Genomic DNA, 13,199 nt, shown 5'->3' with positions numbered 1-13,199 from the left:
CCGACGGGGCCGACGACCTCCGGGCCGGGGTGCTGGCGGGCCCCGACCCGGGCCGGTCGGCGGACCCGTCAGCGGGCGGCGGCCGCCTCCAGCAGGACGTCCACCAGGCGCTCCGCGGCGTCCGGACGGCCGTACGCGCGGGCACGGTCGGCCATGTAGGCCCGGCGGTTGGGGTCGGTGAGGAGCGGGCCGATCGCCTCGGCGAGGCTCTGGCCGGTGACCTCGCCGAGCAGCGCGACGGCGGCGCCCGCGTCGGCCAGGTGCTGGGCGTTGTGCGCCTGCTCGTTGCCCGCCGAGGTCGCCAGCGGGACGAACACCGCCGGCTTGCCCAGCGCGGTGAGCTCGGCCAGCGTGCCCGCACCGGACCGGGACAGCACCACGTCGGCGAGCGCCAGTACGTCCGGCAGCTCCGGGCCGACGAAGCCCGTGACGTGGTAGCGGCCCGCGAGGACCGGGTCCAGGCCGGCGGCAGCGAAGCGCAGCTCGTCCACGTTGGCCGGGCCGCACTGGTGGATCACGTTCGCGTGGCTCAGCAGCCACGGGAGCACCTCGCGCACCACGCCGTTGATCTGCTGGGCGCCCTGCGCGCCGCCGGTGACGTAGACGGTCGGGAGGCGGCGGTCGAAACCGGTGAGGTTCAGCGCGTGCACGGCCTTGTCGGGGTGCCCGGACAGCACCTCGGGGCGGACCGGGTTGCCGGTGACGACGGCGCGCCCACGGACCTCGGCGGGCAGCAGCGGCAGCGAGGACTCCGAGGACACGGCGATGCGGGTGGCCGACCCGGCCAGCTTCCGGTTGGCCAGACCGAGCCGCACGGTCTGCTCGTGCAGCACCAGCGGGCGCTTGCACATCCGCGCCGCCAGTCCGGCCGGCACCGCGACGTACCCGCCGGTGGCGAGCACCACGTCCGGGGCGAACTCGGACACGATCGTCCGGGCCTGGGCCACGCCGAGCGGCACCTTCGCCATGTCCTTCATGTTCGCCGCGGACAGCATCTTCAGCGGGTTCGCCGAACGGCGGATCTTGCCGGTGGCGACGGTCTTGAACGCGATCCCCTCGGCGGGGGCGACCCGGGCCTCCAGGCCGTCGGCGGTTCCGATCCACAGCACGTCGAGGGTGCTGCCGGCGGCCGCGAGCCGGCCCTGCAGGGTGCGGATCGCGGTCAGTGCGGGGTAGGTATGCCCACCGGTCCCCCCACCAGTGACGAGCAGCCGGAAGGAACGGGGAAGCGCGGAAGAAAGGTTCACCCGGCCACCCTAACCGCCCTGCTGGGGCGGGCCGCGGCGCCGGGTGCTCCGAGGCGGGCCGCACGGGCGGCCGCCGGCGCCGCCGATGGCTGCGAACACTGACAATCCGCCCATATTCGCTGCGCGGAGCGGGCGGCCGCTACTTCTCGGCGTGCCCGCCCAAGTAGAAGAGCAGCATGATGAACCCGGCGAACAGGTGCGTGCCCGCGATGTAGAAGAAGGCGCGCAGGGCCACGCCCTTCGCCTTCCACTTCTCCCGCTCGGCCGTCGCGGTGCGCTCGTCCCGGGTGGCGTCCTTCATGGCGGTGGGGCTCCTCCGGTGGGATCGCGTGGCTCCGGGCAGTCTAGTGCCGTGCCCGGTAAGGTCCACCGGGTCGCGGCGGACCTTCCCGGCCTAGCCGCCCGGGCGGACCAGGCCCGCCTCGTACGCGAAGATCACCGCCTGCGCCCGGTCGCGGAGGTCCAGCTTCCCCAGGACCCGGCCGATGTGCGTCTTCACCGTCTGCTCCGCCAGGACCAGGTGGGCGGCGATCTCCTGGTTCGACAGCCCCCGCGCGATCAGCTCCAGCACCTCCGTCTCGCGCGGGGTCAGCCCGTTCAGCCGCAGCGCCGGGTCCTTGCGCGGAGCCGGCCGCTGCCGTACGAAGTCCGCGATCAGCCGCCGGGTCACCGACGGTGCCAGCAGCGCCTCGCCCGAGGCGACCACCCGGACCGCCGCGATCAGGTCCGCCGGCGGGGCGTCCTTCAGCAGGAACCCGGACGCGCCCGCGCGCAGCGCCTCGTACACGTAGTCGTCGATGTCGAAGGTGGTCAGCATCAGCACCTTCGGCCGGTGCGTCACCCCCGGCGGCGGGTCCAGCAGCGCGCGGGCCGCGGAGAGCCCGTCCAGCTCCGGCATCCGTACGTCCATCAGCACCACGTCGGGGTGCACCGTGCGCGAGACCAGGATCCCCTGGCGGCCGTCGGGGGCCTCGCCCACCACGTCGATGTCGGCCTGCGCCGACAGCAGCGCGGCGAACCCCGCCCGGACCATGGCCTGGTCGTCGACGATGATCACGCGGATGGTCAACTGGGCTCCTCGGTGCGGGAGTCGAACGGGGCGGGCGGGTCGAGCGGGGCGGCCGGGTCGAGCGGGCCGGGCGGGCCGAGGGGGAGCCGGGCGGCCACCCGGAAACCGCCCTCGGGCAGCGGCCCCGCGTCCAGGGTCCCGCCGGTCAACCGTACGCGCTCGCGCATCCCCACCAGGCCGTGCCCCGTCCCGGAACCCTCCAGCTCCACCACCGCGTCCCGGGCCGGGCCGTTGACGACCAGGACCAGCACCTCGCCGTCCTCGGCGGAGTACGACACCGAGACCCGGGCCGACGCGCCCGGGGCGTGCCGCACCACGTTGGCGAGGGCCTCCTGCACGATGCGGTACGCCGACAGGTCCACGGCCGGCGGCACCGGCGCGTCCGCCGCCTCCGCGGCCAGGGAACACTCCACCGGCTGCCCCGCCCGCACGGTCGCCTCCACCAGCTGCTGGATCCGCGCGATGCCGGGCTGCGGCGCCCGGTCCCCGTCCGCGCCGCCGGAGCCCGAGTCGCCGCGCAGCACCGTCAGCAGCCGCCGCATCTCGCCCAGCGACTCGCGCGCGCTGGCCGCGATCGCCGCGAACTCCTCCCGCACCGGCTCCTCCATGCCGGGCAGCCGGTACGGCGCGGAGTCCGCCTGCACCGTGATCACCGACATGTGGTGGGCCACCACGTCGTGCAACTCCCGCGCGATCCGGGCCCGTTCCTCCAGCAGGGTGCGCCGGGCCCGCTCCGCCCCGCTGATGCTCTCCTGCTCGGCGATGCGCTGCCGCGCGTCACCCAGCCCGCGCAGCGCGCCCGTCACGGCCAGCACGCAGCCGCTGAGCACGAACAGCAGGGCCACGGTGTTCGTCACCCCGTCCGGCGCGAAGAAGCCCAGCACCACCCCGGCCGCACCCGTCGCCAGCCCCACCTGCACCAGCGTCCGCACCGGCTCGCGCAGCCCCAGGCACACCATCAGCGCCAGGTACCCGACCACCACCATCGGCGTCCACGGCCAGGCGAGCCCGGCCACCCGGTCCGCTCCGGCCAGCAGCAGCACCGCCCCGAGGACGTCCGCGCACAGCACCAGGCCCCAGGCCGCCACCGGACGCGACACCGCCAGCAGCAGCGGCACCGTCTGCGCCACGCCCAGGGCCCCGGCCCAACCGCCGCCCATCCCGTAGTCGTTGGTCAGCACCGCGATCGTCACCGGGAGCAGCGACACCACGAAGACGCCCGTCACGGCGAAGGGCAGCATCCGCTGCCACGCCCTGGGCGCCCGCGCCAGCAACGGCTCGCCCGCCCGCGCGGGCGTCCGCAACGCCACGGCGAACTGCGCGAACGCGCCGGGCGCACCCGGCTCGCGGTTCCTCCCGGCCGTCCGCTCCGTCGCGGCCGGCTTTCCCGTACCGGCGGGCTTGCGCACTCTCAGGCTCATGATCCCGCCAGCCTATGCGCCCGGACGGCCGCCTGCGATCCGCAGCCGCTCGTTCCCCCTGCGCATCCCGCTCGTTGAGCGGGCATGGAGCTGCTGCCGACCATCGCGGGACCGGGCGTCGGTGAACGGGCCGACGCCGCGGCCGACGCCGCCTGCCACCTCTACGACGCCGTCGCGCCCTGGAGCGGAGGAGGGCCCGGGAGGTGGAGCCGGACGGCCGCCGAGGACGCCGCCGAGACCATCGAGACCACCGCGCACGCCCTCGCGTACGTCCACCCGCGCGCCGAGGTGATCCTCGCGCCGGTGCACGCGGCCCTGGCGGACCTGCGCCGTCAGCTCGCGCTCGCCCCGGCCGAACCGCTGACGGCCGAGGGCGTCCCGGTGACCCCCCGTACGGTCGGCAACCCCCGCCGCACCCGGTGGGTGCGGGTGGTCACTGCACCAGTGCCCCGGCAACCGCCGTCTGGTACAGCTTCCTGATCTCCGCGCCGAAGTAGGAGCTGTACGAGGTGTCCGCGGTCGGCCCGCCCGTCTTCCAGCCGCCGATCACCCCCACGACGTCGCCGGTCATCGTCTGCGCGTCGTAGCGGGCGAGGAAGGGGCCGCCGCTGGTCCCGCCCGGATAGCCGGTGCAGTCGATCCGCAGGAAGGATCCGGGGCTCTTAGGGTCGCCGCTGGTGAACTTGGTCGTCTTGTTCACGCACAGGCGCGGGCGGGCGGCCGCCGCCGGATGGCCGATCAGGGTGACCTTGGGGTGGTTGAACGTGGCCCCGGTGACGAGCCGGTTCCCGCCGACGACGTCCTCCACCGGCAGGCCGTCGGCGCCCGGCCCGACCTGGGCGAAGGCCACGTCGAGGGTGGCCGCACGGTCGGGCCCGTCGGTGCGGTACCGGGGGGCGATCCACACCTTCGAGCGGCCCGCGGCGTTCCGCAGCACCGGGAAGAGCCCGTACGGGCGCGGTTTCGCGCGCGTGTACTGCGGTACGAAGGCCACCTGGCGGGTGTCCGTGCCGAGCAGGCAGTGCGCGGCGCTGAGCACCATGTCGCGGCTGGGGGAGGCGACCACGCTGGCGGTGCAGAAGTAGGCGCCGTTGCCCTGCATGACGAACATCCGGCCGACGACCGGGATCCCGTTGAAGTCCTGTCCGACGCCGTTCGTGGCCGGCGCCGCCGCCTTGGCGGGCCCGCTCGGCGCGGGTACGGGCGCCGGTACGGGTACGGCGGGCTCGGTCGGCGGCACGGGAGCCGGTACGGGCGGCGCGGGCGCTTCGGGGGCGGGCACGGCGGCGTCGGGTGCGGCCGACGCGTCCGGCTGGGCCGGTCGGGCCGGCTGGACCGGCTGGACCGGGTCGGCCGTCGGGGCCGGCGTGTCCGCCGGGGACGGGGCCGACGCCGGGGACGGCTCCGCGGCCGCCGGACCGTCCGCCGCCGGGGCGGGGACGGAGGCCGGGACGGGGTCCGCGGCCGGTTCGGGTACGGGCAGGGCGGAGGCCATCCGGTCCTCCGTCCAGAATGCGGTGGCCTCCCGGGCGGACCAGTGCTCGGAGGCCGCCTCGGCCCGCTCCGTCCTGGCGACGGGCAGCGCCCCGCCCGGCAGCATCAGGGCGGCGGCCGCCGCGGCCGCCGCCGTCGCCACCGTCAACAAACGTCGCATCTCTCGCTCGCTCCTGTCGTGACTGGGCTGATCCGGCCTGATCCAAAAGACACGGTCCAGTGCTGTGGCCGGGAAGGTTTGCCGGGTCGCGGTGTCCGGTGCGGTGCATCGCAAGGCGGAGGGCCGCGGCTCGTACCGGACGTACTTGCGCGGTCCGACAACGCGGCGAGGTGCCGTGCCGGGCGCCGCGACCCGGTGGACCTTTCCGGGCACGGCACTAGACGGCCTGGGGGAAACGGAACAGCCTGCCCGGGTCGTACGCCCGCCTGACCCCCTCCAGGCGGGGGAGGTTGGGCCCGTAGTAGGCCTCGCGCCAGCCGGCGAGTCTCGGATCGGCGTAGTTCTGGTAGGCGCGGCCGCCCGCCCACGGGCGCAGGTCCCGCCACAGCCCGTCGAGCCAGCCCTGGTGCCGGGAGACCTCGGCGGCCGTCGCCGACTCCGGCCAGTACGCGAGGTACTGCGCCAGGAAGGCGCTGTCCCGGTGCACGAACGCGGTGGCCGCGGCGGGCACCCGGTTCACGGCCCCGCCGCACACCCCGTCGAACTGGACCACCCCGAACCCGCCGCGCGGCACCTCGCGCCCGTAGCGCCGTACCGCGGCCAGCACCGCCGCCACCGCGCCCTCCGGCAGCCCCCCGGGGCCCCAGAAGTCGGAGCGGGCCGCGTACGAGTCCCGGTCCAGACGCCCCCGCGGATCCCGGCCGGGCAGCCGCCCCGGCAGCCTGCACTGCCCGGGGCCGCGGTCCGCGCAGCCGGCCATGGCCCGCACGGTGTCCCCGTAGCCCCGCACGGCGAACCAGCTGTCCCGCGCCTCCCGGCCCACCAGGCCGGCCAGCCGGGTCAGCTCCCGCTCCAGCTCCGCCCGCCCGTCCAGGCACACCGCCCGGAAGGACGGGACGGCGTCCCGGCCGGCCTCCACGGTGAACTCCACCTGGCTCCAGAACGGGTCCGGCAGCCCGCCCAGCCACCGCTGCCAGCCCCGCACCACCGCCGCGGAGTCCCCGGAGGGCCAGTGCAGTTCGGCGTACGCGGCGTCGCCCACCGGATGGGTGCGCAGCCGGAACTCGGTGACCACGCCGAAGTTGCCGCCCCCACCGCCGCGCAGCGCCCAGTACAGGTCGGGGTCACGGTCGGCGCCGACCTCGCGGACCAGCCCGTCCGGGGTCACCACGCGGGCGCCGGAGAGCCGGTCCGAGGTCGTGCCGTACGCCCGCGAGCCCAGGCCCAGCCCGCCGCCGAGGGCCAGCCCGGCGATGCCGACGGAGGGGCACAGCCCGGCGGGGACGCCCAGGCCGCGCGCGGCGAGGGCGGCGTGCACGTCGGCGAGCCGGGCCCCCGCGCCGACCCGCACCTCGTCGCCCCCGACGGTCACCGCGGCCATCGCCCCGGTGTCCACCACCAGCCCGCCGGCGGCCGTGGACCACCCCGCGTAGCTGTGGCCGCCGCCGCGCGGCACCACCGCGGCGGCGGAGCGGCGGGCGAAGTCGAGGCAGACGGCCACGTCCCCGGCGTGCTCGGGATAGGCGACGGCCCCGGGCGCGACGGTGTCGTAACGGGGCTGGAAGAGCTGCCGGGCCTCGGCGTAGTCCGCGTCCCCCGGCAGGACCAGCCGGCCGTCCATCGCGCGGCCGAGCGCCCCGAAGCCGGGCCCCGCCCCGGCCGTCGTGCGCGCGCCCCGCCGCGCCCCGCCGCCCGGTACGCCGTCCGCCCGCGCGCTCGGCCCGGTGGCGGCGACGACGGCGGCTGCCGTACTCGCGAGGACCCGGCGGCGTGGAAGGCTCATCCCTCCTTCCTGCCACCGCCGGGCCCGATCGCCGCGCAGGCGGGCCCGCCGCGCGCCGCTTCCCGCCCGAACGGACCACGGCCGCGCATCGGCTCTAACGTTCCGTCAACGCCGCCAGCGCCGCGCGGGCCGCGCTCTCGCCCTCCTCGTACGCGTGGGCCCGCGCCTCCCGGACGGCGTCGTCGAGCTCGCGCACCGCTTCGCCCCTGCGGCCCGTCGCGGCCAGCGCCTCGCCGTACAGGGTGCGCAGCACCACCCGCCGGGGCGCCGCCGCCGGCGGGACGGCGAGGGCCAGGCCGCGGACCGCGTGGTCGGCGGCCTCCTCGGGCGCGCCCACGGTCAGCAGGTGCTCCGTGAGGTGCTGGTGGGCCAGGGCGGCCGTGTCCGTGCGGCGTGCCCGCTCGGCCAGCGCCAGCGCCGAGGCCAGCAGCTCCGCGGGCCGGGCGCGTTCGCCCGCCCGTACGAGCGCGACGGCGAGGTTGATCCGGGCGATGGCCTCCGCGTTGGCGTCCCCCGCCAGGGCGGCGAGGCCCGGCGCCAGCTCCAGCTGCGCGAGGGCCTCCTCGGGGCGGCCCTCCTCGGACAGCACCCAGCCCAGCAGGGCCCGGGTGCGCGACTGGGCGCCGGGGTCGCCGTCGGCTTCGGCGCAGGCCAGCGCCCGTTCGAGCAGGGGCACCCAGCCGTCGCGGACCTGCCACACGATCAGCGGCCACTGGAGCAGCACCAGCCGCCAGGCGCGGTCGTGCAGCCCGGCGGCGACGGCCGACTCGACCGCGCCGCGCAGCGCGTCCCGTTCGGCGGAGAACCAGGCCAGGGCGTCCGTGCGGTCGGCGAACGGCCGCACGGGGGCGGCCCGCCGGACCCCGGCGGGCAGCGCGCAGCAGGGCTCGCTGCCCGGCTCGGCGGCGGCGCAGGCCGCCAGGAGCGTGTGCAGCCAGTGGTCGAGCAACCGCAGCAGCGCCTCCGGGTCGTGACCCGGCGACAGGCTGCGGGCGTAGAGCCGTACCAGGTCGTGCAGTACGAAGGACTGCGGGCCCGCCTCCACCACCAGCTGGGCGGCCGCCAGCTGGTCCAGGGCGGAGGCGGCCTGGCTGGGCAGGCAGCCGCCGAGCGCGGCGGCGGTGCGGACGTCGAGGGCGGCCCCGGTGTGCGGTCCGAGCTGGTGGAACATCCGCCGGGCGGGTTCCGGCAGGTGCTGCACCGTGAGGCGGAGCGCGGCGGCGACGCCGGTGTTCCCCACGTTCAGCAGGTCCAGTCGGGTGTGCTCGTCGGCGAGTTCGCCGGCGAAGGCGGCGAGGCCCTGGTGCGGGCGGGTGGCGAGCCGGGCCGCCGCCACGCGCAGGGCCAGGGGCAGGCCGTCGCACAGACCGGCGAGGCGCGCCGCGGCCTCCGGCTCGGCCGCGATCAGGTCCGCACCGAGGACGGCGGCGAGCAGTTCGGTGGACTGCGCCGCGGGCAGCTCGCGCACCGGTACGGGGCGCGCGGCGTCGGAGACCACCAGCTCGCCGAGCCGGCTGCGGCTGGTGACGAGGGTGACGCAGCCGTCGCCGCCGGGCAGCAGCGGCCGCACCTGTTCGGAGTCACGGGCGTTGTCGAGCACGACCAGCATCCGGCGCCCGGAGGTCAGCTCCCGGTAGCGGGCGCCGAGGGCCTGCGGGGAGTCGGGCATCCGCTCGGCCGGGAGGCCCAGCGCGAGCAGGAACTCGCGCAGCACGGAGGTGGTGTCCCGGGCCGGTATGGGGCTGTAGCCGTGGAGGTCGGCGAAGAGCCGGCCGTCCGGGAACTCCGCGCGGTGGCGGTGCGCCCAGTGCAGGGCCAGCGCGGTCTTGCCGACGCCGGCGCTGCCGGTGAGCATGACGACGGGTCCGGGGCCGGCGGCCGCGGCCCGGTCGAGCGCCGCCAGTTCGCCGGTGCGGCCCGTGAAGCCGCCGGGTCGGCGCGGCAGCAGCTGGGGCCCCTGTGGGCTTTGGGGCCCCGCCGCCGCGCGGGCGCCCGGGGGCGCCTGCCCGTGCCCGGCGCCGGCCGCGCCGGCGGTCCCCGCGACCCCGTTCGTCCCCGCGACCCCGTTCGTCCCCGCGGCCCCGTTCGTCCCCGCGGCCCCGTTCGTCCCCGCGGTCCCGTCCGTCCCGTCCGTCCCGGCTCCCGTGCCGGGCCCGGCGGTTGCGGCGCCGCTCCGGGCGGCCCCCGCGCCGGGCTCCCCGGCCACCCCGGCGGCCGTGCCGGCCGCCCCGGCCGCCACCGCCAGGGGGGCCGTCGCGGCCCGGGCGGGTTCGCCGGCCCGCAGCAGAGCGGTGTACGCGTCCGAGAGCACCGCTCCGGGATCGACGCCCAGCTGCTCGGCGAGCAGTTCCCGCGTGCGGTGGTACCAGTCCAGGGCGTCCGACTGCCGGCCCGACCGGCCCAGCGCCAGCATCAGCGCGGCGACCAGCGGCTCGCGCAGCGGGTGCAGCACGGCCTCCTCCCGCAGCAGGGCCGCCGCGGCGGCGTGCTCGCCGAGCAGCGAGTGCGCCCCGGCCAGCTCCTCCACGGCGGTCAGCCGCAGCTCGTCCAGCCCGTGCGCGGCGGCCTCCAGCAGCGGCCCGCCCACGGTCCCGCCCAGCGCCGGCCCCTCCCACAGCGCGAGCGCCTCCCGCAGCAGCCGTACCGTCCGGGCCGGTTCGTGCTGTTCCCGGGCGAGCCGGTGCAGCTGCTCGAAGCGGTGGGCGTCCACCAGGGATTCGGGCAGCCGCAGCGCGTACGCCGGTCCCTGGGTGAGGAGTTCGATCCCGTGGGCCCCGGCACCGTGCTCGGCGAGCAGCGCCCGCAGCCGCGAGACGTGGCCCTGAAGGACCGTCCGGGAGTGCCGGGGCGGGTCCTCGTCCCACAGCGCCCGGGTCAGCCGGTCCACGCCGACGGCCGCGTTGGGCCGCAGCAGGAGCATCGCCAGCAGGCTGCGCCGCTTGGCGGGGCCCAACTGCACGGGCCTCCCGCACTCCGCCACCGCGGCAACCGTCCCCAGCACGCGGAACCGCATGCATGCCCCTTCCGTTCGCTTTCCCCGTGGTCCGAGCATATGTCTCCGTATTTCGGTGGATGAGGGGGATCCCGGCCAATCGCCACCGGCCCGTGAAACCGCCCCGCACCGCCCGCACCTGCGGCAACGCACGGGCGGGCACCGGAACGACAGTGTGGCGCCAGTATCGGCGAAGCTCCCTCAGCGGGGCGTCAGGGCCGCGTTTGCGGGCGCTGGAAGGCTTCTCCACGCCGGACGGTCCGCACCGCGGCACCCGCCCTCCCAGCCCCGTGGGGCCGGGGCCGAGCGCGGGCCGCCCGGCATCCTCCGAGGACGAGCGGGAGACAGGGAGCCGCCTCCATGGCCTTGTCCATCGTCCGTGCCCGGCCCTCGCGGCCTCCACCCCCGCCCTGGCGGGCGGCGCCCCGACGGGTGTGGCTCCGGCCGCCCCAGTGCGGGCCGGACCCCGTCGGCTGCCGTCGGCCACTGTCACGTGTCCGGCCTCGGCGGCGGCCACATCCGCGACCAGGGCCTGGCAGAGCTGACCGCTCCCCCCAAGTCCCGGGCGGCCGGCGGTACTGCACCTCCGCCGGCCCGCCCTGCCCCCCCCCACCGCGCGGCGCGCGGGCCGTGGTCGGGCCCGCGCGCCGCGCGCGGCCGCGTCCCGCCCGGGCGTCCGCGCACGCCTCAGGCGGCAGGTTCCCGCGGGCCCTTGCGGGCCAGCAGGAACCCCTGTGGTCCCTGCTCGTGCGCGCCCGGCTCGCGCACCGTCCGGGCGACTTCCGCCAGTCCGGCCCCGGCCAGCAGCGAGGCGATCAGCTCCGGCGGGGTCCCGTACACGTCGAGGTCGACGGGATGGCCGTAGGCGTGCTCCAGCCGGCGCCGCTCGTCCCCCGCCTCGAACGCGACCAGCACATGGCCCCCCGGCGCCAGTACCCGGGCGAACTCCGCGAAGACGGCGGGCAGTTCCCCCGGCGGCGTGTGCACGATGGAGTACCAGGCGAGGACCCCGCCCAGCACCCCGTCCGCCATGTCCAGGCCCGCCATCCGTCCCACCTCGAACCGCAGCCCCGGATAGCTGCGCCGGGCCACCGCCACCATCGCGGGGGAGAGGTCGACGCCGAAGGCCCGTACGCCGAGGCCGTCCAGGTACGCCGTCACCCGGCCGGTGCCGCAGCCCAGGTCGGCGACGGCCCCGCCGCCCCCGCCGCGCACGTACTCGGCGAAGGCGTTCAGCACCGCCCGGTCCAGGGGCCGGCCCTCCAGATCGCGGCTCAGCAGCCGGGCGTAGTCGACCGCGACGGTGTCGTAGGACGCCTGGACGGCACTGAGGCGCGAGGTCTGTGTCATGCCCCTGAACAGTAGCCCGCCCGGCCGCCCGGCTCACCCCCCACGGTCCCGGGCCGGTCAGCCTCCGGCGAGCGGTGAGGGAAGCTCCGCCCACTGGTCGCCCGGCACCCCCGGACTGAGCCGCATCAGCGTGAGCGCCTTCACCGGCAGCGGCCCGCTCCGCAGCGCCGCCGAATCGGCGGTGGGCTCCGTACCGTCCAGCCCGGCCGCCAGGCAGTCGGCGAACGCGCCGGCCGAACCCGCCGTCGAGGCGATGGCACCGGCCGCCAGGGAGCCGAACAGCTTGCGCCGCAGCACCGCCACGTCGTCCGTGACCAGCCGGCCCGCCAGCGGCGGCACCGGCATGCCGTGCCGGGCCAGGCGGGCCGGGCTGATCCGGATGTCGGCCAGGTCGCGGTAGACCAGCCGCAGCGGGCTCCCGTCGGGCGCCAGCACCACCAGCAGGTTCTGCCCGTGGGCCTCCAGCGCCACCCCGAGGTCCAGCACCCGCAGGCACACCGACAGCGCCAGCCGGGCGAACTCGGCCCGCCAGGCCGCCGAACCGGCCGGTCCCGTCCCCGCCAGCGCCGCCACCGGAACGACCCGCTCGCCGGGCCCCGCGTACGCCTCCGGGGGCTCGCGGAGCACCGCCGCCAGGTCCGGGCTGTACGCGGTGGCCGCGCCCAGGGTGCGGGTGATGTGCAGCCGGCCGTCGAGCCGCTCGGTCAGCGCGTGGGCGAAGGCGGAGACCACGGCGGCCGTCTCCACCGAGTACGCGGAGATGTCCCGGACCGAGGAGGTCAGCCGGGTGCTCAGCGCCGTCTTCACATGCGGGCCGCCCCCCGCCGGGGCGAGCGTGCGCAGTGCCATCAGCGGGTGCGCCGCGAACCCCGGAAGGACCTCCTCGCCCTTCAGGACGTGCTCGGCCTGCCAGGGGTGGACCGGCACCAGGATCCGGTCCCCGTCGCGCAGGTGCTCCGGCCACTCCCCGGCCACCAGGCACTCCGCCGCCCGTACCGGGACCAGCCCGAGGTCCACCACCGGCCGGTGCTCCGGCGCGTACGCCAGCTGCTCGGCCACCGTGAAGCCGGGCCGGGAGCGGCAGTTGGGGTGGTACGGGTGCCCGTCCACCACCCGCTGCTCCCACTCCCACCCGGCCGCCGGATCCGGCTGCTCCCCGTCCGGCTGCCCTGCCCGGGACAGGGCCAGGGAGGCGGTGCTGCCGTCGAGTTCGGCGGCGAAGGCGGCGCCGTGCGGCACCCGCAGCGCGTCGACCAGCCGGGCCGCCTGCCGGTGGGGCCGCCCGTCGAGCCGCACCTCGCGGACGCGCGAGCCCGTCGCGTACGGGTCCGGGCGCGGCCCCTCCAGCCGTCCGCCCCCGGCCAGCAGCAGGGTGAGCGAGTCCGGCCCGTGCTCCCGGCCCACCACCCACGGCAGCGGTTCGAAGGCCAGCGCCCGCCACAGCCGGGTCAGCACGGCGGAGCGGGCCCCGTCCAGCGAAGCCTCGTACGCGGCCTCCAGCCCGGGCCGCACGCCGGCCAGCGCGACGGCGACGGCCTCCTCGGCGGCGGTGGCGGGGGAGTGCCCGGAGTCGGGCGGGGAAACGTGCCTGCTGCGGTCCAGGGGTCCGGTCCTTTCGGGTCGGTCAACCGATGATCAGGTCATCATCGCGGATACTGAAGATCACGGCCGGTGGTCCTCCCC

The 13,199-nt window shown here is 77.2% G+C and carries 10 protein-coding genes; 1 reads left to right on the top strand and 9 read right to left on the bottom strand.

What is annotated here, in order from left to right:
• Positions 1–68: 68 nt before the first annotated feature.
• The 4 genes from ACZ518_RS07460 to ACZ518_RS07445 all read right to left on the bottom strand — a co-directional run bounded on the left by ACZ518_RS07460 (position 69) and on the right by ACZ518_RS07445 (position 3,737).
• On the bottom strand, positions 69–1,247 hold the full coding sequence (locus tag ACZ518_RS07460; RefSeq protein ID WP_469112053.1) for a UDP-N-acetylglucosamine--N-acetylmuramyl-(pentapeptide) pyrophosphoryl-undecaprenol N-acetylglucosamine transferase: 1,179 nt from the start codon (positions 1,245–1,247) through the stop codon (positions 69–71).
• Between the two features lie 139 nt (positions 1,248–1,386).
• Positions 1,387–1,548, bottom strand: coding sequence for a DUF6126 family protein (locus tag ACZ518_RS07455; RefSeq protein ID WP_469112052.1), 162 nt, complete (start codon positions 1,546–1,548; stop codon positions 1,387–1,389).
• Between the two features lie 93 nt (positions 1,549–1,641).
• Positions 1,642–2,316: a response regulator gene (locus ACZ518_RS07450; RefSeq protein ID WP_469112051.1), complete on the bottom strand. Its 675-nt coding sequence runs from the start codon at positions 2,314–2,316 to the stop codon at positions 1,642–1,644.
• Positions 2,313–3,737 (bottom strand): sensor histidine kinase, encoded by a 1,425-nt coding sequence (locus tag ACZ518_RS07445; protein WP_469112050.1) that lies wholly within the window; start codon positions 3,735–3,737, stop codon positions 2,313–2,315. Before ACZ518_RS07445 ends, ACZ518_RS07450 begins: the two co-directional genes overlap by 4 nt.
• Before the next feature lie 84 nt (positions 3,738–3,821).
• On the opposite strand from ACZ518_RS07445, the gene ACZ518_RS07440 reads away from it, so the two are divergent.
• A complete protein-coding gene (locus ACZ518_RS07440; RefSeq protein WP_469112049.1) occupies positions 3,822–4,217 on the top strand; it encodes a hypothetical protein in 396 nt (131 codons plus the stop codon).
• Here ACZ518_RS07440 and ACZ518_RS07435 read toward each other — a convergent pair.
• From ACZ518_RS07435 to ACZ518_RS07415, 5 genes are all read right to left on the bottom strand, one after another.
• Positions 4,171–5,391 (bottom strand): hypothetical protein, encoded by a 1,221-nt coding sequence (locus ACZ518_RS07435; protein WP_469112048.1) that lies wholly within the window; start codon positions 5,389–5,391, stop codon positions 4,171–4,173. The genes ACZ518_RS07440 and ACZ518_RS07435 overlap by 47 nt on opposite strands.
• Before the next feature lie 217 nt (positions 5,392–5,608).
• Positions 5,609–7,174, bottom strand: coding sequence for an FAD-binding oxidoreductase (locus tag ACZ518_RS07430; protein WP_469112047.1), 1,566 nt, complete (start codon positions 7,172–7,174; stop codon positions 5,609–5,611).
• A gap of 94 nt (positions 7,175–7,268) precedes the next feature.
• On the bottom strand, positions 7,269–10,187 hold the full coding sequence (locus ACZ518_RS07425; RefSeq protein ID WP_469112046.1) for an AfsR/SARP family transcriptional regulator: 2,919 nt from the start codon (positions 10,185–10,187) through the stop codon (positions 7,269–7,271).
• Positions 10,188–10,853: 666 nt separating this feature from the next.
• Positions 10,854–11,516 (bottom strand): class I SAM-dependent DNA methyltransferase, encoded by a 663-nt coding sequence (locus tag ACZ518_RS07420; protein WP_469112045.1) that lies wholly within the window; start codon positions 11,514–11,516, stop codon positions 10,854–10,856.
• A gap of 57 nt (positions 11,517–11,573) precedes the next feature.
• The gene (locus ACZ518_RS07415) at positions 11,574–13,028 is read right to left on the bottom strand and encodes an IucA/IucC family protein (RefSeq protein WP_469112044.1); all 1,455 of its coding nucleotides are present in this window, start codon (positions 13,026–13,028) and stop codon (positions 11,574–11,576) included.
• Between the last annotated feature and the right edge of the window lie 171 nt (positions 13,029–13,199).

The sequence above is a fragment of the Streptomyces sp. NPDC033966 genome, assembly GCF_055575955.1.
This window is presented reverse-complemented; position numbering and strand designations above follow the sequence as displayed.